Origin of the sequence: Butyrivibrio sp. WCD3002, from assembly GCF_000424265.1 — a bacterium.
GTDB lineage: Bacteria > Bacillota > Clostridia > Lachnospirales > Lachnospiraceae > Butyrivibrio.
In genome coordinates, this window is the sequence record NZ_AUJO01000001.1 from 347,753 (window position 1) to 368,238 (window position 20,486).

Below are 20,486 nucleotides of genomic sequence, written 5' to 3' on the forward strand. Positions count from 1 at the left end.
CAAATGGAGGTAATAACATGAGCGTTGTATCTATGAAACAGTTACTTGAGGCAGGTGTACATTTCGGACACCAGACAAGAAGATGGAATCCTAAGATGGCTCCTTACATCTTCACAGAGAGAAATGGTATCCACATCATCGATCTTCAGAAGTCAGTTGTTAAGGTTGACGAGGCTTACAAGGCAGTATTTGAGATCGCACAGCAGGGTGGTACAATTCTTTTTGTTGGTACAAAAAAGCAGGCACAGGACGCTGTTAAGACAGAGGCTGAGCGTTGCGGTATGTACTATGTAAACGAGCGTTGGCTTGGTGGTATGCTTACAAACTTCCGCACAATCCAGAGCAGAATTGATCGTCTTAAGAAGCTTGAGAAGATGCAGGAAGATGGCACATTTGCAGTACTTCCCAAGAAGGAAGTTGCTCAGCTCAACAAAGAGTATGAGAAGCTCAACAAGGTTCTTGGCGGAATTCGTGACATGAAGAGAATTCCTGATGCTATCTTCGTAGTAGATCCTAAGAAGGAAAGAATCTGCATCCAGGAAGCTGAGTCGCTTGGAATCACTCTTATCGGTATCGGTGATACAAACTGTGATCCTGAAGAGCTTGATTACATCATTCCTGGTAATGATGATGCTATCCGTGCAGTAAAGCTTCTTGTTGGTAAGATGGCAGATGCTGTTATCGAGGCAAATCAGGGTGCTGAGGCACTTACAGCTGAGCAGGCAGAGGCTGCTGAGGCTGAGACAGAGGAGTAATCCATTTAAGCTTCAATTTTTTAAATAATATTATTCGCGGAGGATATAAATAGATGGCTATCACAGCAGCAATGGTAAAAGAGTTACGTGAGTCCACCGGTGCAGGTATGATGGAGTGCAAGAAGGCACTTACTGAGACTAACGGTGATATGGATGCAGCAGTAGAGTTCCTTAGAAAGAACGGTCAGGCTAAGGCTGAGAAGAAGGCTAGCCGTATCGCAGCTGAGGGTCTTACAAGAATCGCTGTAAAGGATGACAAGACAGCAGCAGTTGTTGAGGTTAACTCAGAGACTGACTTCGTTGCTAAGAATGAGCAGTTCCAGTCATTCGTTGAGGCAGTTGCTAAGCAGGCTGTTGAGTCTGATTCTAAGGATATGGACAGCTTCATGGAAGAAGCTTGGAATGTTGATTCTTCCAAAACAGTTAAGGAAGCACTTATCGATATCACAGCAGTTATTTCCGAGAAGCTTAGCATTCGTCGTTTTGAGAAGGTTACTGCAGAGAATGGTATCGTAGTACCTTATGTTCACGGTGGCGGAAGAATTTCAGTTCTTGTTGAGGCTGATACAGATGTTGTTAACGATAATATTAAGGACGCTATCAAGAACATTGCTATGCAGATTGCAGCTCTTTATCCTAAGTATGTTGATATGACTGATGTTTCTGAAGAGTTCAGAAACCATGAGAAGGAAATTCTTCTTGCTCAGGCTACAAAGGAGAACGAGGAGCTTCCTGAAGGAAAGAGAAAGCCTCAGCAGATCATTGAGAAGATGCTTGAGGGTCGTCTTCAGAAAGAGCTTAAAGAGATCTGCCTTAATCAGCAGGTTTATGTTAAGGCTGAAGATGGAAAGCAGACTGTTGCTCAGTATGTAGCACAGGTTGCTAAGGAGAACGGCGCTAACCTTTCTATCAAGAGATTCGTTCGTTTCGAGACTGGCGAAGGTATCGAGAAGAGAGAAGAGAACTTTGCAGAAGAAGTTGCAAAGCAGGCTGGTATGCAGTAATTAAACTGCGTAAATATTTTGTAGAAATGCCCTTGTCGTTTTTTTGCGGCAAGGGCTTTTATACTAAAAGTTTCAAGGGAGAGTATGAAAACAGATGGGTTCAGTGAGTATTAAAGGAACCGGTTCGGGTATTATCCTTGAGCTTGACAGAGACATTTCTTTTGAAAATCTTACCAAGGATATTGCTTCAAAATTCCGGGAATCTTCTTCTTTTTTCGGTAGAGTAAGTGTAGGATTATTGATAAAGGGCAGAATCCTTAGTGATGATGAGGAAGCTCAGATTTTGGATATCATAGCTCAGAACAGTAAGCTTACAATCACCTGCGTAATATGTGAGGATCCGGATACCAACGAGCTTTTTAACAGATTTTCAGCTGATAATGCGGCTTCAAACATAACATATTCTTCAGAAGATAACAGTTTTTTACAAACAGAAATGACTGAAGCTTATGATGGGATAAAGGATACAGTACCGGAAAGTGTTTTACAGGATATTGTTCCTGACAGAGATGATGCCAGAATAATTTATGGTAGTATGCGTTCGGGCATGACATTGAATGAGAAGAAGAGTCTTATCATTCTTGGAGACGTAAAGCCCGGTGCTACTGTTGAATCAGATGGAAGTATTTTTATTCTCGGTGCCCTTAGAGGCAGCGTATATGCCGGCGCCGGTGGTGATGAGAGCGCTTATGTATTTGCTCTTGAAATGGATCCGCTTCAGATAAGGATAGCTAATGCAATAGCCATTTCTCCTGACGCTGATAAAGGACCAAAGCTTAAAACAAGAAAATTCCGCAAGAAGGTAACTGAAAAGGTTCCAGAAGTGGCCTACATTTTAAATGGTCATGTTGTTAAGGATTCTTACGGACCTTCATTTAAGCGAGATAATAAACTAATATAAAAATAATCTAAAGTATGGAGGAAGTAAATGGGAGAGGTAATAGTTGTAACATCCGGTAAGGGTGGTGTCGGCAAAACTACCACTACTGCCAATATAGGAACAGGCCTTGCTAAGCTTGGCAAGAAAGTGGTTCTCATTGATACAGATATAGGTCTTCGTAATCTTGATGTAGTTATGGGACTGGAGAATCGTATTGTATATAACCTCGTTGATGTTGTTGAGGGAGGCTGCAAAGTTAAGCAGGCTATGATTAAGGATAAGAGATATGATACTCTTTTCCTTTTACCGGCAGCACAGACTAAGGATAAGACAAGCGTAACACCTGATCAGATGAAGAAGCTTGCTGAAGAGCTTAAGCAGGAATTTGATTATGTTATCATGGATTGTCCTGCAGGAATTGAGCAGGGCTTTAAGAATGCCATCGCAGGTGCTGAGAGAGCTATCGTTGTTACTACACCGGAAGTATCAGCTGTAAGAGATGCTGACCGTATCATCGGACTTCTCGAGGCAAATGAGATTGGTAAGACACAGCTTGTAGTAAACAGACTCCGTCCTGAAATGGTAAAGCGCGGAGATATGATGAGCGCAGAGGACGTCATTGATATTCTTGCTGTTGAACTGCTTGGCGTTGTGCCGGATGATGAAAGTATCGTAGTTGCTACTAATAACGGTGAGCCTCTTGCGGGAGATTATTCTCTGGCAGGTCAGGCATATATGAATATTTGCCGAAGAATAATGGGAGAATCAGTTCCGTTCCTTAATCTTGAGGATAAGAAGGGATTCTTTGCTGCTCTGGCAAGTGTTTTTCGCAAGTGATAAGGGGGCTATGATATGAAGCTGACAGATATTTTTAAGAAAAAGTCATCCAGCGAAATGGCTAAGGATCGCCTTAAACTTGTGCTTGTATCTGACAGATCAAGCTGTTCACCGGAAATAATGGAACGTATCAAGAATGATATTCTTGAAGTTTTATCTAAGTATGTGGAAGTAGACCAGAGTGGACTTGATATTAAGTTTACTCAGATGGATACAGAAGGCGCTACTACAGATAGTAAGACAGTTCCGGCTTTGTATGCAAATATTCCGATTAAGAACATGAAGCATTCAGCGAAAGACTGATGAATAATAAAGACCTGTTACTTACAGGTCTTTTTTCAATGTTTATCGCAAATATCAAATTTATAATATCACCATTGAATAAATGACAAAATAGAGTTATTATATTCTGAGTAGCAAATAATTTGCATACAATCTATTAGGAAAAGAGGATTTTATAAATGGCTTCAAACACAAAGAAAGAGAACTTTGATGCACTTAAACTGGAGAACCAGCTTTGTTTTCCGTTATATGCATGCTCTAAGGAGATAATCAGAAATTACAAACCCTATCTCGATGAGCTTGATCTTACATATACACAGTATATAGCTATGATGGTTCTTTGGGATAAGAAGGAGATGAATGTTAAGACTCTCGGAGAGAATCTTTTTCTTGACTCAGGTACGCTGACACCGGTTCTTAAAAAGCTTGAGAGCAAAGGTTATATTAAGAGAACAAGATCTAAAAATGACGAAAGAAATCTGCTTGTCTCAATAACACCGGAGGGAGAGGCTCTTAAAAATATGGCTAAAAGTATTCCGGAAAAGATTGGAAGCTGTATTAAACTCAGTGAAAATGATGCCAAGGAATTATACCGTTTACTCTACATGATTATTGAAAATATTCGCTGAAAAATAACATAATTTTTTGATATTTTTATAACAATTTTTTTATCAATAATCGAGATTTTTGTGGTAGTATGTATAAGGCATTATTTGCTTAATTACTAAATTATCCTGAAAGGGGTGGAGAATTCTTGAACATACAAATTCTTAAAGCAGTAGATTTTCTGATTTTTTTTCCTTTTGTGATGGCAGTTCTTATGTTCTGTATCAAAAAGGCTTCTCTACTGCGCAACATTGTTGCCGGTCTTGGTGGATTCAGCATCATGATCACTGCAATCCTGGTTGGAACTAAGGTACTTGGTACTCAGGGAGTTACTAAGAACACTTTTCTTACTGAGACAGCAGTTTATGACCACATTATCATGGGTGGTGAGATACTTCTCATGTGTATCGTGGTTTACCTTAGCATAAAATATAAAAAGTATTATGCTATTCTTCTTTCCATGCTTGGTACACTTCCTGTACTTTGGATGGATCTTACAGGCAGAGCTCTTGAGGGAAGCGCTCATCTTAGAGTAGATTTCCTTTCAGCGGTTATGATCCTGATTGTAGGTATTGTTGGTATTCTTATCTGCATTTATGCATGTGGCTACATGAAGGATTATCACAATCACCACACAGAAGTAGAAGACAGATCAAATTATTTCCTTGCTCTTTTGTTTGTGTTCATCGGAGCTATGTTTGGTCTTATTGTGTCTGATAATCTTGGATGGATATACTTCTTCTGGGAAATCACCAGCGTATGCTCATTCCTTCTTATCGGTTACACCAGAACAGAAGAGGCAGTTAATAACAGCTTCCGTGCTTTGTGGATGAACCTTCTTGGTGGATGCGGATTTGCTTTTGGTCTCATGTATTGCAACATGACACTTAAGGTTTCAAATCTCAGCGCACTTACACAGCTTGTTCCCAGAGAGAACATGATTGTTATGATTCCTGTTACATTGTTTGCTTTTGCAGCACTTACTAAGAGTGCACAGTTCCCGTTCTCAAGGTGGCTTCTTGGAGCGATGGTTGCACCTACTCCCAGTAGTGCGCTGCTTCACTCTGCAACAATGGTTAAGATCGGTGTTTACATGCTTATCCGTCTTTCACCCATGCTTGCAGGAACATTTACAGGTGTAATGATCACCGTTATCGGTGGATTTACATTCTTTGCAGCATCACTTCTTGCTATTACAGTCAGTGACGGTAAGAAAGTACTTGCTTATTCAACAATTTCAAACCTTGGTCTTATCACAGCCTGCGCAGGAACAGGTACAACAGAGGGTGTATGGGCAGCAACAATGCTCATTCTTTTCCATGCTGTATCAAAGTCACTTCTGTTCCAGACAGTCGGAGATATAGAGAACTGTATGCACAGCCGTGATGTCGAGGATATGCACGGACTTATCATCAAGCTTCCTAAGCTTGCATTTATTATGATAATCGGTATCTGCGGAATGTTCATGGCTCCCTTTGGTATGCTTGTATCAAAGTGGGCAGCACTTAAGTCATTCGTAGATTCCAATTCAGTATGGCTTGTTCTTTTCCTTGTATTTGGTTCAGGCTCAACACTTTTCTACTGGGCAAAATGGCTTGGAAAGATCTGTACTGTAATTCACCAGTCATACGAGCTTGAGGACATCACACCCAGAAGTGAGATGATCTCATTATTCCCGCTTACAACAATGATCGTTGTTATGTGTTTTGCATTCCCATGGATGTCAGATCACATGATCCAGCCGATCCTTAACGAGGCATTCCATAAGAATATACCTAATGTAATCGGTGGCTCTGATGTTATCATCATGATGATCATGGTTGCCATGATCTTCATAATCCCTATCGGAAGCAGATTCCTTGCTATCGGTAAGAAGAGTAAGATGACCATGTCTTATGTTGCCGGTGTTAATGCCGGTGATGATCGTCACTACATCGACTCCTTCGGTAAGGAGAGAGCACTTTACATGTCAAACTGGTATATGACAGATTATTTTGGTGAGGACAAGCTCCTTGCTCCCAGTATTGCGATCTCTGCAGTGATAGTTCTCGTAATGCTTATTATCGTGATCGGAGGTACTATCTGATGGTAATGACTATATGTAAGGTAGTTCTTTATATTTTACTTGCGCCTATCCTTGGCGGACTTATGGAAGGAATCGACAGAGTCGTTTCTGCAAGAATGCAGGGCAGACAGGGCCCGCCGCTTCTTCAGCCCTTCTATGATGTATATAAGCTTTTAGCTAAGCAGACCACTGTTGTTAACAGTATTCAGATTCTGTTTGTTATAGCTTATACAATATTCACCATCTTTACCGGTGCATTGTTCTTTGGTGGCGGAGATATGCTGCTTGTATTCTTTGCTCTTTCAATGTCCGAAGTTATGATGGTACTTGCAGCTTATTCCACTAATGGCCCTTACAGTGCAATGGGTGCAAACCGTGAGCTTCTTCAGATGATGTGCTATGAGCCTATGATTCTTCTTGTAGCCATTGGTTTTTACGAGGTTCATGGAAGCTTTATGGTAAATGATATGCTTACCGGACAGGCACCTGCAGTGTTTAAGATTCCCGGAATGCTTATCGGCTTTTTGTTCATTCTTACTATTAAGTTCAGAAAGTCACCTTTTGATATGAGTACTTCACACCATGCTCACCAGGAGATGGTTAAGGGTCTTACATCTGATATTTCAGGTTCAAACCTTGGACTCTATGAAATAGCAGAGTGGTACGATCAGGTACTTATGATGGGTATTGTTGCTATGTTCTTCATCTACAACAACCCTGTAAGCTATGTAATCGCAATTGTCGCTTGTGTGATTTTTTATCTGTTGGAGACGCTTATAGACAATGTATTTCCTCGTGTTAAATACATGGCGATGCTGGTTTCATCTTGGGTAGTAATCCTTGTAACAGCCGGCACAAACCTGCTTATCCTCAGTGTAATTAACTAATATTAATAGATTAGGAGATATTATGAAAATTTCAAAATCACCCTGGGTATTACATTATGATGGCTCAAGCTGCAACGGCTGTGACATAGAGGTACTTGCAACAATGACTCCTCTTTACGATGTAGAGAGATTCGGAATTATTAATACAGGTAACCCCAAGCATGCTGACATACTTCTTTTAACAGGTGGTATCAATGCACAGACAGCTCCGGTTGTAAGACAGCTGTATAATCAGATGCCTGATCCAAAGGTAGTTATCGCTTGTGGAATATGCTCCTGTGATGGAGGTATCTTCAAGGATTGTTATAATATTCTCGGCGGCTCCGATAAGGTAGTTCCCGTAGATGTATATGTTCCCGGATGCGCAGTTCGTCCGGAGGCTCTCATCGATGGCGTAGTTAAAGCACTTGCCATTCTTGAGGAAAAGAGAGTAAAGGTTAAGGAATCCATGAAACAGGGTTACTGTACTGTGGATTACAGCAAGATTGCAGTTCGTATGAAGGCAGAAGACTATGATCCTGCTACACAGTATGACGCAGTTCTTACCGAGGAAGCTCTTCGTGAGCAGGCTGAGGAGAAGATAGCTGCTACTGCTAAGCCTGCACCGAAGCCGGCAGCACCTGCAGCAGCACCTGCTGCAAAGCCCGCTGCACCTGCAGAGCCCAAAAAGGATGAAGGAGGGAACGCCTGATGAATGCAGAGTTTAAGATTGTTAAGGCAGAAGAGATCATCGATGAGGCGCAGAGACTTAAGCACGACGGATATCATCTGATGCAGCAGTGCTCAACCAGAACTCCTGATGGATATGAACTGGTTTATACATTTGGTAAAGCACTTGAAGTTCAGCAGGTTAAGATAATTCTTGCTGAGGATCAGAGTATTAACAGTATCAGCAGTGTTTTCCCTTGTGCATTTTTGTACGAGAATGAGATCCACGATCTGTTTGGTGTGGATATTCAGATGATTAGCCTTGATTATAAAGGTAGCTTCTACCGTGTTGCTATAGAAACACCTTTTAAGTAGCTGTGAGAACCTGACGAGGTTTTTACGAGTCTGGTTCGAACGTGTTACTTCGAGCAACGCGAGGAGTAACTTCATTATGAAAATATTTCAGTGAGAGTAAGGAGAATATATGTCAACTAGAAGTGTAATTCCTTTTGGACCTCAGCATCCCGTATTACCTGAGCCCATTCATCTGGATCTGGTACTTGAGGATGAGAAGGTTGTACAGGCTATTCCTGAGATTGGTTTCATCCATCGTGGACTTGAGAAGCTTGTAGATAAAAAAGATTTCCAGGAAATGGTATATGTAGCAGAGCGTATCTGTGGTATCTGTTCACTTGGACATGGCCTTGGATACTGTGATGCTGTTGAGCATATTATGGACTTAGAGGTTCCTGACAGAGCAAAATACCTGAGAACTATGCTTTCTGAGCTTTCAAGAATGCATTCTCACATGCTTTGGCTTGGCCTCCTTGCAGATGCTTTCGGATTCGAGTCTCTTTACATGGAGTGCTGGAGAATCCGTGAAGAGATTCTTGATATGTTTGAGATTGCTACCGGTGGTCGTGTTATCTTTTCAATTATGAAAATCGGTGGTCTCAGAAGAGATATTCCTGATGATATGCTCAAGGATTTCAGACAGAGACTTGATAGCATTGAAGAGGGCGTTAAGATTGTAAGTAAGCCATTCATCGATGACGTTGCAGTTAAGAATCGTCTTGTAGATGTAGGTATTCTTACACCTGAGAAGGCAGATCTTCTTGGCACAGCAGGTCCTTTCCTTCGTGCCAGCGGAATCGCAAGAGATATCCGTTCAACAGGCTATTGTGCATATGGCGATATCGAATTCGAGCCTATCACCAGCACAGGATGCGATTCTTATGCTCGTACAGAAGTACGTATTAAAGAGATATATCAGGCAATTGATATCATGCGTCAGTGTATAGATAAGATGCCTGCAGGTGCTGTAGATGTACCGGTTAAGGGATTCCCGAACGGTGAATACATGGCCAGAATCGAGCAGCCCAGAGGAGAAGCTCTCTATTATGTAAAGGCAAACGGAACTAAGTTTGTAGATCGTATGAGAGTAAGAACTCCCACATTTGCTAATATTCCGGCTCTGGTAGAAGTTCTTGCCGGATGTGATCTTGCTGATGTACCGATTTTGGTTCTTACAATTGATCCTTGTATCAGTTGTACTGAGAGATAAGAAAGAAGGTAAGAAGAATTGAGTCTGGTTAATTTTAATAAAACTGTTTTAAAAAATCTGTTCTCCAAGCCTGCGACACGTAAATATCCCTTTGAACCCAAGGTATATCCGGAGCGCACGCGCGGTCATGTTGTAAATGATATGGATGTATGCGTTCTTTGCGGACTTTGCTCTATTAAATGTCCTACAAGAGCAATTACTGTAGATAAGGCAGCTAAGACATGGTCTATCAGACCTATGAGCTGTATCCAGTGCAGAAGCTGTGTTGATAACTGTCCTAAGAAATGTCTTTCAATGGATACTCAGTTTACTGAGCCCGGTAGCGAGAAAATCACTAAGACATTCCCGCAGTCTGAGAAAGCTATTGCTGCTCAGGAAGCACTTATGAAGGCAGCTAAGGAGCGTGCAGCAGCCGCAGCGGCAGCAAAAGCCGCAGCAGGCGGAGCAGCACCTGCAGCAGGCGCAGCACCCGCAGCAAATGCGAACGCTGCAAATCCGGCACCTGCAGCTAATGCAAAACAGGCAGCACCCGCTGCAGAAGCAAAGGCTGATGCACCTAAGAGTGGAATTGAAGCTATTAAAGCAGCTACACAGGCAGATAAAAAGGACGAATAATTTATGAAAGCACTTATCCGTGTCACAGGTGCTGTCCAGGGCGTTGGATACAGACCATTTGTGGCGGAGCTTGCAAGTAAATATGCACTAAGCGGAGAAGTGAAGAACTGTGGTGGAATAGTAGAAATAATTGCCGAAGGACCCGAAGATACCGTAAAGAGCTTTGCAAAAGAGCTTGAGGTATCTTACCCCTTTGGGAGTATTGTTATAAATGTTTCACTAGAGACAATGAATGAATGTGAACCGGAGGGGCATAAAAGCTTTTCCGGTTTTCGTATTGTTCAAAGCACCAGGTTTGACCAAGAAGGATCACTTCCTGTTTTTCCTCCTGATATAGGTATTTGTGATGATTGCCTTTCTGAGATGCTGAATTCCGATGACAGAAGATACAGATATCCTCTTATCAGCTGTGTTTCCTGCGGCCCGAGATACAGTATTCTGAAGAATCTCCCATATGACAGAGAAAACATCACTATGGATATTTATGATATGTGCCCTGAATGCAGTGCAGAATATCTAAAGGGAAGAAGGCGTCATGCCCAGACCATAAGTTGTCATAGCTGCGGCCCTCAGATGATTTTTAAGACCACTTCAATAGATTTTGGTTTTATGAACCCGAAAAATGGTAGTTCTGATCATGTGAAAGATATAAAAATCAGTTCAAAGGAAGATGCTGTTCGGGATGCTATAAAGATTCTTAGAGACGGCGGTATTATAGGACTTAAGGGCATATCCGGATATCAACTTGTGGCGCTTCCTTACAATGAGTCTGTTGTACAGAGGCTTCGTGATATAAAGGGAAGAGAAAAAAAGCCCTTTGCTATAATGTTTGAGAATATCTATTCAATAACTGATTATTGTTGTGTAAATGAAGAGGAAGAAAAGCTTCTAAATCAGTCATCACGGCCTATAGTTCTTTTGGATAAGGTACCAGTAAAATGCTTTGCCTCGAACGTTTGTGGAATATCAAATCAGATAGGTGCATTTTTACCTTCAAGCGGTATACATGTGCTTCTTACAAAGGAGCTTGGCCCTTTGATAGTCACAAGCGGAAATTTGTCAGGACATCCTATGATTGTTTCTGATGAGGAATTTGAAGACAGTTTTGCGGATAAGATAGATGGAATTCTTTATTATAAGAGAGATATTTTAAGACCTTTGGATGATTCTGTATTGCAGATAGTTAAGACAGGAGATGATTATGTAAACAGATTTGTTCGAAGATCAAGAGGCTATGTTCCTTTGCCGATTTTTCTGAATAGATCGCTGAAAGAAAAGGTATTATATATTGCATTTGGCGCTGATCTAAAGAACACATTCTCAATCGGATATGGAGATAAGATTATATCAAGCCAGTACTTTGGTGATATGGACGAACTTGGAATTCAGAAGGTTGCTGAAAAGGAACTGAAAGAAATGCTAACTATTTTCGGTACTGAGAGACTTGATATCTCAAAGACAGTAGTTTTATGTGATATGCATCCGGGATATGTTTCAACGACCAGGGCTAAAGATTTCTATGAGAGTCTGGAAGGCACTAAAGAACTGCTTCAGCTTCAGCATCATCACGCACATATCGGTTCAGTTATGGCAGAAAATGATCTTAAGGAATGTATCGGAATCGCTTTTGATGGAACCGGATTTGGAACAGACAATACTATCTGGGGAAGTGAAATCCTGTTATGTGAAGACGGCAAATTCCAAAGAATGGATCATTTACGCCCAGTGCCCATCGTAGGTCAGGATGAAGCTATGAAAAATGCGGGCATTTTGGCGACCTGCTTTATGATTGATTCCGGTCTGGATCCGGAAGAGGTTCTGGGCAATCAGTTAGCGGTTTCAGTTACGAATGCCAATAGTAATTTGGCTGAAGATTACACTAAAGCTGCGCTACTTACAGCGGATGATTTGAATCTGATAAAGGCAGCACTTTCAAATAATATAAATACTTACATGAATTCCGGAATGGGAAGACTTTTTGATGCCGTATCCTTTATACTTGGCTTTGGACAGTATAATTCCTATGAAGGAGAATGTGCCATTGCCCTGCAGAATGCAGCTGAAGAATACATTAAAGAATGTGATGCCTTGGGAAAAGAAAAGACCGGAGAATTTCTTAATTTAACATGTATTGAGAATCAGTGGGATACAAGGGAGCTCATAAAAGATATAACTGAAAGAGCGAAGGTTCAGGACAAACGAGAGCTTTCCTATGCTTTTCACATGACAATAGCAAAGGCTGCACTTGACAGCTGTATTAAAATCAGAGATAAAAAAGGAATAACAAATGTATGCCTTTCCGGAGGAGTTTTCGCTAACAGGCTTTTAGTCACAAAGCTTTATGAGCTCTTAACGGAAAATGGATTTATGGTATACTTAAACAGATTTTTACCGACAAATGATGGCGGTATAAGTGTGGGTCAGATATACCTGCAGGATTTACGAGATTTAGAAGAGGTATAAATATGTGCGTTGCATTACCCGGAAGGGTTGTTGAACTTAACGGAACAAAGGCTACAGTGGATTTTTCAGGAAATACAGTAGAAGCTGAGGCTGGTCTTGTTAAGGTTAAGATTGGTGACAGAGTGCTTGTTCATGCAGGATGCATAATTCAGACCATGGATGATGCTGAGGCGGATGAGCTTGAAGATCTATTCCGTGAAATCGAGGATATTCAGATTTAATATGGACAGATTACAGGAAATAAAAGACACACTGAAAAACTATAAGGGCGAAACCATAAGGTTTATGGAAGTCTGCGGTACGCATACAGCAGCGATTTCTGAAAACGGAATTCCGGGTATGCTCTCTGACAACATAAAGCTGATATCAGGTCCCGGGTGTCCTGTCTGTGTTACGGTTACCGCTGTAATAGACAGACTTACCGAGCTTTCTATGGAGGAAAACACTACAGTACTTACCTTTGGTGATCTTATCAGAGTTAAAGGCTCTAAGTATTCCTTAGCTGATGCAAGAGCGCTTGGTGGTAGCGTAGAGATGCTTTATTCTCCAATGGATGCCATAAGACTGGCTCTGGAGCACAAGGATAGGAATTATGTTTTTGCTGCTATAGGATTTGAGACCACAACACCTGTCTATGCAATGGTATTGGAGGAAGCAATAAAAAGAGATGTCCATAATCTTAAGCTTCTGACTTCACTTAAGACCATGCCACAGGTTATAAGATGGGTTTGTAAAAATACGAATAACGTTGATGGCTTTATTGCTCCCGGACACGTGGCTGTTGTTACAGGCTCTGATGTATTCAAAGAGCTATCTGAAGAAACGGGAATACCTTTTGTAGTAACCGGATTTGAAGGACCTCAGCTTCTTGCTGCTATCTATGCGCTTACAGGGATGAAGGATAAAGCCGGAATTAAGAATTTATACAGAAGTGTGGTTACAGAAAAGGGAAATCTTGAAGCAAAGGAAGCTGTTGATAAGTTCTTTGAGCCCTGTGATGCTTCCTGGCGCGGAATGGGTTTGATTCCCGGATCCGGTATGAGGCTTAAGAGCGAGTATGCAGCTTATGATGCAGGAAGCTATGGCCTCGACGAAGATCACATGCCGCCCGGTTGCAGCTGTGCAAGGGTTCTTACAGGTGAGATTGCTCCCAATGAGTGTCCGCTTTTTGGAAAGACCTGCACACCGGAGGATGCTCACGGAGCATGCATGGTATCTACAGAAGGAAGCTGCTATAACTATTACATTTCGGGCAGGACATCAAAGAATTGATATAAAGTCAGGCTATTATTGAATGATGGCATCAAACAATAATGATGCAAACAGAGGTATTTATTTAAATGAAGATTACTATGGCACATGGAAGCGGTGGTGCTTCCACATCTGAGCTTATTTCAAATATATTTGCAAAGCACTTTAAAAATGAGGTGCTTGACAGGATGGAGGATTCTGCAGTTGTTCCGGGAAGCAGCAGAATAGCGGTTACAACCGATTCTTTTGTTGTAACTCCTTATTTTTTCCCCGGCGGCGATATTGGAAGACTTTCTGTATGTGGTACGGTAAATGATCTTCTCATGAGCGGGGCTATTCCCAAATACCTGACCTGTGGTTGTATTCTTGAGGAAGGAATGGATATGGATGATCTTGATAAGATTATTGAATCCATGGCAGCTACAGCTGATGAAGCAGGTATCAAGATCATAACCGGCGACACAAAGGTTGTGGAAAAGCGTGGAGATTTTGGCGGAATAATGATAAATACTTCAGGTGTTGGATTTATGCCTGAAAATGTATCCCTTTCGCCTGCGGGCTGCAAGGATGGTGATGCACTTATCATTTCCGGTAATCTCGGTGACCATCATGCAGCAATTCTTTCAGGAAGAATGAATATAAAAAACGAGATAAAATCTGACAATGCACCTCTTGGTGAGATGGTAGACGCGCTCATTTCAGGCGGGATTAAGGTTCATGCCATGAGAGATGTAACAAGAGGCGGTCTTGGAACTGTTTTATCTGAGTTTGCAAATGCTTCCGAATGTACTATTGATATTTATCAGGATAAGCTTCCGGTAAGCCCTGCGGTTAAGGATTTCTGTAAAATGCTTGGACTGGATCCTGTTTATATGGGTAACGAGGGCAAGATGATCTGTGTAGTTGACGGAGCTGATGCCCAGAAGGCTCTTGAGCTTATCAGAGGTTCAAAATACGGTGAAAATGCGTGCATCATTGGAAATGTAAGCACTAAGGATAAGGGCAAGGTTGTACTTCATACCGGTATTGGCGGAGAAAGGCTGATCGGTCCCCTTTACGGAGAGGGGTTGCCCAGAATCTGCTAAATTAAACCCTATCGGTGCTTTGGATGATGTTAATTGATGTTCATATTTGAAGGAACAAATTATTCATCTTATAAAAGCAAAGTGTGATATAATAGGGAAGATGTTTTTCACAGTTTTAAAGGTAATTGATCTATGAAGTTTACAAGAGTTAATAAAGACACAGTTAATTGCATAATCACAGAGGATGATATGGATGAGCAGGGACTCAAGCTTGAGGACCTTTTCGATAAGAGTAAGGAAGCCATGGATTTTCTTCATGATGTCATGGAGAGAGCTGCCGAGGAGGTTGATTACAAGCCTACAGGTGCTTTTACACCCATGCAGATAACAGTACTTCCTGATCACTCAATTTCTCTTACCCTTTCAGAAAACGCCGAAGAAGCCTTTGCTGATATGCTTAGGAATCTTACTGAGAAAGCCGGACTTAAGCTTCCGAAGAATTTTCTTGAGGAGCTTGGTGATGTATCTGAAGAGGAGAGAATACCTAAGCTTAGTGAGTATCTTCAGAATCTCAAGGAGTTTACAAGCTCGGTTCGAGATATGGCTAAAAAGGTTGGAGATGCCGTTGAGGATAAGAATAACGGTGAACTTCCTTTTATTGCTGCTGATGATACCAGAAAGAGTTCCATAAAGAAGGATAAAAAGAGCAAGAAGAAAAAGAAGTCATCAGATGTATTTGATAAACTGAACTTCACTTCGTTTGTTTTTGAATATGATTCTCTGAGAACTGTTATCAAGCTTACAGAGCAGATTCCAAAGAAGTATACATTAGGCTCTTCACTTTATAAGAATTCATCCAACGGAAAGTATTACATGCTTTGCGACAGAGGAAATGAGAAGGCCAGAAATTTTGCTTCAGTATTTTCAATATGTTATGAGTTCGGCAGATTTGTTACTACTAAGGACATTGCGATTTACCATATGGATGAGAACTTTGACACAATAATCAGTGAAAATGCCATTGAGAGATTAAGGAAACTTTGAAAAAATAAAAAGGAACGGCTGTAAAGAAGTCGTTTCTTTTTTATATATGAGGGAATACCAGTTTTGTATTCGCTTAATATATAACAAAGAGGTTCTAATGAGTACTGATAATGAAATCAGATTAAATAAATATATAGCCATGTGCGGTGTCTGTTCCAGGCGAGATGCAGATAAGCTTATTGAGGATGGAAAAATCACTGTAAATGGCATTACAGCGACCCAAGGCGTTAAGGTAACAGCGTCAGATACTGTTATGTTTGACGGTAAGGTACTGAAAATGTCTGAGGATATAATAGTCCTTGCATATAATAAACCGGTTGGAGTAGTTTGTACTGAAAAGGATGAACATGCCGAAAGGACCATTATTGAGGACCTTAACATAGATAAGCGTGTCACTTATGCCGGAAGACTTGATAAGGACTCCGAGGGGCTTATGATTCTTACTAACGACGGCGATCTTATCCAGGCAATGATGAGAGGTGCTAATGGTCATGAGAAGGAATATGTGGTTGAAGTAAATCATAAGCTTACGGATAAGTTTCTTCATGAGTTGGAAAAAGGTGTTTATCTTGCAGATCTTGAGAGAACCACAAAACCATGCAAAACACAGAAAATAACTGATACCTGTTTTAAGATAATCCTTACACAGGGGCTTAACAGACAGATAAGACGAATGTGCGATACTTTCGGATATGAGGTTATAAAGCTTAAGCGTATTCGTATAATGAATGTGGAATTGCAGGGGCTTAATTATTCCGAGTACAGAGTGCTTGAAGGGGAAGAGCTGCGAACCTTGTATAGGGGCGTAGGGCTTGAAAAATAAAAAGTTACAGGGGAGATTTTATGGCAGAAAAAGAAGTTATTCAGAGATATAAAGAGCTATCGGACACAATCCGTTATCATATGGATCGATATTATAATCAGGATGCGCCTGAGATATCCGATTATGAGTACGATCAGCTGATGCAGGAGCTAAAGAAGATTGAAGCAGAGAATCCGGAGCTTGTCACAGCTGATTCACCAAGCCAGATCGTCGGAGGAACAGCCAAGCGAGAAGCCGGTGTAAAGGTAACTCACAACGTTCCAATGCTTTCAATTGAGGATGTTTTTGACAAAGCTGATGTATCTGCCTGGATTAATAAGGTTCATTCGAGGCATCCCGATGCGGAGTTTTCTGTCGAGCAAAAAATAGACGGTCTTAGTATGACACTGAGATACGAGAGAGATCCTGATAAAGAGGGATATATGAAGCTTTCTCTTGCGGAGACCCGAGGTGACGGAATGGTGGGCGAAGATGTAACGGTAAATGCCCTTGTTATTCCGGATGTTAAAAAAGAGATAAAGCTTGATGCAGATTATCTTGAGCTTAGAGGCGAAGTCTATATGTCACATGAGGACTTTGACAGATTTAATGAGAATCAGGAAAAGCTCGGTAAGAAGGTAGCCGCAAACCCCAGAAATCTTGCAGCCGGAACACTTCGTCAGCTGGACAGTAAGGTTACAAAAGAGCGCGGCCTTAAAATGTTTATTTTCAATATTCAGGACGGACCAGCTGATCTTATGCAGAGCCATTGTGACGGCCTTGATAAGCTTAAGGCTTTGGGAATTCCTGTTGTTGCGCACAAAAAATGCAGGGATTATGAAGAGGTTTCTGCAGCCATTGATGAAATAGGAGAGACAAGAGGAGACCTTGAATTTGACCTGGACGGCGCTGTTATTAAAGTAGATAACACCGCATGGAGAGATGATTTTCCTGCCGGAAGTAAATATTCAAGCGGACATATTGCATACAAGTATCCTCCGGAAGAACGCGTAGTTGTAATGGATGAGATTCTGGTTGATGTCGGAAGAACCGGAAAGCTTACCTTTACAGGTCAGTTCCATGACAAGGAGACAGGAAAGCCCGCAAGATTATGCGGAACATCAGTATCAAGAGCGACCCTTCATAATCAGGATTATATCAGGGAAATGAAGGTGGGAATTGGCGGTTCCTACAAGCTTTTTAAGTCAGGTGAAATTATCCCTAAGCTTAATGGCTGTGTAGATGAGCCTCAGGTTATTTATGAAGCACCTCATAACTGTCCCGTTTGCGGTCATCCACTTGTAAGAGAAGAGGACACTGCGGATATCAGATGCGTAAATCCCACATGTCCTGCGCAGGTTACAAGAACAATTGCATATTTCACATCAAGAGATGCCATGAATATAATGGGCCTTGGAGATACGCTGATCGAGGCACTTACCAAGGATGGATATCTTTCTAACTATGCGGATATCTATGACCTTTATAAGTATCGTGATGAGATGATTGAGAAGGGCATTATCGGAAAAGAAAAGAATACAGATAAGCTTCTTGCTGAGATTGAAAAGTCAAAGAGTAATAATCCTGTTCAGCTTTTGACAGGTCTTGCCATAAGAAATGTCGGTAAAGCAACAGCAAGAGAAATAATGAAGCATATCACTGAATTCACAGAGCTCTTTAGTATCACGGTAGATGGATTTTTATCAATGCCGGATATAGGTGAGACAACGGCAAATGATCTATATGAATTTTTCCACAGTGAGGATAACAGAGCCCTTGTCATGCGAATGAAGGAGAGCGGTGTAAACATGACAGTGGAAAAGGATGAGGATGCTTCAGATAAGCTTGCCGGAATGACTATTGTTGTTACAGGTACTCTTCCCACGCTTGGAAGAAAAGAGGCTGAGGAACTTATCACTAAAAACGGCGGAAAAGCAGCAGGAAGTGTTTCTAAGAAAACCTCAATGGTTCTTGCCGGTGAAGCAGCAGGAAGTAAGCTTACAAAAGCTCAGGACCTTGGAATAAAGATCATCGATGAAGCGGAATTCCTGGAGATGATTAAATAAATACTGCTTTTATATAATAAAATAGTGCATGTTTTACTGACTTGCGATATACTACAAAAAATAATAATGGAGGACTTTTAAAGTGCCTATTAAGATTTTAAATGACCTTCCTGTGAGGGAGATACTTGAAAAAGAAAATATATTCGTAGTTGATGAAAACAGAGCTATGCATCAGGATATTCGATCACTGAATATCTGTATTTTGAATTTGATGCCTTTGAAGGAAGATACCGAGTTGCAGCTTCTTAGATCGTTATCAAATACACCTTTGCAGATTGATGTGTCTTTCATGAGAGTCAGCTCCCATAAATCACTTAATACATCGCCAAACCATCTCAACAGGTTTTATCATACCTTTGAGGAATTAAAGGAAAATACCTATGATGGACTTATTATCACAGGTGCGCCGGTTGAGCAGATGGAGTTTGAAGAAGTTGATTACTGGGCGGAGCTTTGTCAGATTTTTGAATGGTCAAAAACAAACGTAACATCAACCTTCCATATCTGTTGGGGCGCTCAGGCAGGACTTTACTATCACTATCATATTCAAAAGAGGCTCCTTCCCGAAAAGCTTTTTGGTCTTTTCGAGCACAGAGTTGAAAACAGAAAGGTTCCGTTGGTCAGAGGATTCGATGATGTATTCCTCATGCCTCATTCAAGGCATACAGAGACACCTGCATCAGCAATTCATTCCTGCAGTGACCTTGTTGTTTTGGCAGAATCCACAGTTGCCGGAGTTTTCCTTTGCATGTCCAGGGATGGTAAAAATATATTCGTAATGGGTCATGCTGAGTATGACAGACTTACGTTACACAACGAGTATATAAGAGATTTGAGTAAGGATCTGCCTATTCATGTTCCGGAAAATTATTATCCTGATGATGATCCGGATAATACACCGAAGCTTACATGGAGATCACATTGCAACAATCTGTATTCCAACTGGCTTGATTATTATGTATATCAGGCTACACCATATAAGTGGGGACAGATTCTTGATGATGAGAGAAGAAATAAGGCTGCAAGCGCTCTTACTTCCGAACAGTAAAACATAAAAGTTTTATGAAATCTCTTTCAAGGTACACGCAAACGATAATAAATAAGTTAAAATATAATATATCGGTTATATTGATGAAGCTATGAAACTTATTTATGGCGGAAAAGGGGTGCACAATGGGCTTAGATCTTGAAGAAGAGGAAAAGAAAGAGAAGGTTGCTTCACCAAAGACCAGGACAAAAAGAACCAAGGAACTCCTGGAAGAGAACTTAAAAAAAGTCGAGGAGCTTTCGAATGAACACGAAAGCCTTGAGAAGGAGATAAGTGCCATCGACGGCGAGGACAAAGCCCTCGGCGATAAAGATGTTGTCGGTATGGACATTGAGCACGAGAAATTCGGCAAGGGCAAAATTGCGAAACAGGATGGAAAGTACATCGAAGTCCAGTTTAAGGACGTTATCAAAAAGTTCGTACTTCCGGGGGCTATTGCTGATGGATATCTTCGAATAGATGATGAAGAGCTTATTGATTATTTCAAGAAAAAGAACGATGTTCATAATCGTATGCTGAAAGCTCAGGTTGCGCTTCGTTCAAATGAGTTCACGGCTGAGAGAATAAAGGAAGAAATCGATAAGCTTAAAGAGAAAGCTTAATTTAAAATTTTAATAATGTAAAAAATGAGGACACGCGAAAGC

21 protein-coding genes are annotated in these 20,486 nt (G+C 41.1%); all 21 read left to right on the forward strand.

All coding sequences use genetic code 11. The features are described from left to right. Positions 1-17 precede the first annotated feature (17 nt). The 21 genes from rpsB (at position 18) to G608_RS0101525 (ending at position 20,444) form a co-directional block, all read left to right on the forward strand. Positions 18-755: a 30S ribosomal protein S2 gene (gene rpsB, locus G608_RS0101425; protein WP_026494503.1), complete on the forward strand. Its 738-nt coding sequence runs from the start codon at positions 18-20 to the stop codon at positions 753-755. A 53-nt stretch (positions 756-808) separates the two neighbouring features. Further along, the gene (gene tsf / locus G608_RS0101430; RefSeq protein WP_026494504.1) at positions 809-1,759 is read left to right on the forward strand and encodes a translation elongation factor Ts; all 951 of its coding nucleotides are present in this window, start codon (positions 809-811) and stop codon (positions 1,757-1,759) included. A gap of 94 nt (positions 1,760-1,853) precedes the next feature. Continuing rightward, the gene (locus G608_RS0101435) at positions 1,854-2,660 is read left to right on the forward strand and encodes a septum site-determining protein MinC (RefSeq protein ID WP_026494505.1); all 807 of its coding nucleotides are present in this window, start codon (positions 1,854-1,856) and stop codon (positions 2,658-2,660) included. A gap of 27 nt (positions 2,661-2,687) precedes the next feature. After that, positions 2,688-3,476, forward strand: coding sequence for a septum site-determining protein MinD (gene minD / locus G608_RS0101440; RefSeq protein ID WP_026494506.1), 789 nt, complete (start codon positions 2,688-2,690; stop codon positions 3,474-3,476). 15 nt (positions 3,477-3,491) lie between these two features. Beyond that, positions 3,492-3,779 carry a cell division topological specificity factor MinE gene (minE, locus tag G608_RS0101445; RefSeq protein ID WP_026494507.1) on the forward strand — a complete coding sequence of 96 codons (288 nt, stop codon included), beginning with the start codon at positions 3,492-3,494 and terminating at the stop codon, positions 3,777-3,779. 158 nt (positions 3,780-3,937) lie between these two features. Continuing rightward, the gene (locus tag G608_RS0101450; protein WP_026494508.1) at positions 3,938-4,387 is read left to right on the forward strand and encodes a MarR family winged helix-turn-helix transcriptional regulator; all 450 of its coding nucleotides are present in this window, start codon (positions 3,938-3,940) and stop codon (positions 4,385-4,387) included. Between the two features lie 125 nt (positions 4,388-4,512). Continuing rightward, on the forward strand, positions 4,513-6,450 hold the full coding sequence (locus tag G608_RS0101455; protein WP_026494509.1) for an NADH-quinone oxidoreductase subunit 5 family protein: 1,938 nt from the start codon (positions 4,513-4,515) through the stop codon (positions 6,448-6,450). Then, positions 6,450-7,316, forward strand: a complete 867-nt coding sequence (locus G608_RS0101460) for a respiratory chain complex I subunit 1 family protein (protein ID WP_035794279.1) — start codon at positions 6,450-6,452, stop codon at positions 7,314-7,316. The genes G608_RS0101455 and G608_RS0101460 overlap by 1 nt, the downstream gene beginning before the upstream one ends. A 22-nt stretch (positions 7,317-7,338) precedes the next feature. Next, positions 7,339-8,007 carry an NADH-quinone oxidoreductase subunit B family protein gene (locus tag G608_RS24240; RefSeq protein ID WP_026494511.1) on the forward strand — a complete coding sequence of 223 codons (669 nt, stop codon included), beginning with the start codon at positions 7,339-7,341 and terminating at the stop codon, positions 8,005-8,007. After that, on the forward strand, positions 8,007-8,339 hold the full coding sequence (locus tag G608_RS0101470; RefSeq protein WP_026494512.1) for an NADH-quinone oxidoreductase subunit C: 333 nt from the start codon (positions 8,007-8,009) through the stop codon (positions 8,337-8,339). Before G608_RS24240 ends, G608_RS0101470 begins: the two co-directional genes overlap by 1 nt. A gap of 109 nt (positions 8,340-8,448) precedes the next feature. Further along, on the forward strand, positions 8,449-9,528 hold the full coding sequence (locus tag G608_RS0101475) for a hydrogenase large subunit (RefSeq protein ID WP_026494513.1): 1,080 nt from the start codon (positions 8,449-8,451) through the stop codon (positions 9,526-9,528). 18 nt (positions 9,529-9,546) lie between these two features. Then, positions 9,547-10,143 carry a 4Fe-4S dicluster domain-containing protein gene (locus G608_RS22745; RefSeq protein WP_081677246.1) on the forward strand — a complete coding sequence of 199 codons (597 nt, stop codon included), beginning with the start codon at positions 9,547-9,549 and terminating at the stop codon, positions 10,141-10,143. Between the two features lie 3 nt (positions 10,144-10,146). Further along, positions 10,147-12,606, forward strand: coding sequence for a carbamoyltransferase HypF (hypF, locus tag G608_RS0101485; RefSeq protein ID WP_026494514.1), 2,460 nt, complete (start codon positions 10,147-10,149; stop codon positions 12,604-12,606). Between the two features lie 2 nt (positions 12,607-12,608). Continuing rightward, entirely contained in the window at positions 12,609-12,827 is a 219-nt protein-coding gene (locus tag G608_RS0101490) for a HypC/HybG/HupF family hydrogenase formation chaperone (RefSeq protein WP_026494515.1), read from the forward strand. 1 nt (position 12,828) lies between these two features. Next, on the forward strand, positions 12,829-13,878 hold the full coding sequence (gene hypD / locus G608_RS0101495; RefSeq protein WP_026494516.1) for a hydrogenase formation protein HypD: 1,050 nt from the start codon (positions 12,829-12,831) through the stop codon (positions 13,876-13,878). Between the two features lie 68 nt (positions 13,879-13,946). Further along, entirely contained in the window at positions 13,947-14,942 is a 996-nt protein-coding gene (gene hypE, locus G608_RS0101500; RefSeq protein WP_026494517.1) for a hydrogenase expression/formation protein HypE, read from the forward strand. Between the two features lie 132 nt (positions 14,943-15,074). Further along, the gene (locus G608_RS0101505; protein ID WP_026494518.1) at positions 15,075-15,926 is read left to right on the forward strand and encodes an adaptor protein MecA; all 852 of its coding nucleotides are present in this window, start codon (positions 15,075-15,077) and stop codon (positions 15,924-15,926) included. 97 nt (positions 15,927-16,023) lie between these two features. Beyond that, on the forward strand, positions 16,024-16,749 hold the full coding sequence (locus G608_RS0101510) for a pseudouridine synthase (RefSeq protein WP_026494519.1): 726 nt from the start codon (positions 16,024-16,026) through the stop codon (positions 16,747-16,749). 20 nt (positions 16,750-16,769) lie between these two features. After that, positions 16,770-18,794, forward strand: coding sequence for an NAD-dependent DNA ligase LigA (gene ligA, locus G608_RS0101515; protein WP_026494520.1), 2,025 nt, complete (start codon positions 16,770-16,772; stop codon positions 18,792-18,794). Between the two features lie 82 nt (positions 18,795-18,876). After that, entirely contained in the window at positions 18,877-19,842 is a 966-nt protein-coding gene (metA, locus tag G608_RS0101520; RefSeq protein WP_026494521.1) for a homoserine O-acetyltransferase MetA, read from the forward strand. 125 nt (positions 19,843-19,967) lie between these two features. Continuing rightward, a complete protein-coding gene (locus G608_RS0101525) occupies positions 19,968-20,444 on the forward strand; it encodes a hypothetical protein (RefSeq protein WP_026494522.1) in 477 nt (158 codons plus the stop codon). Positions 20,445-20,486: the final 42 nt, after the last annotated feature.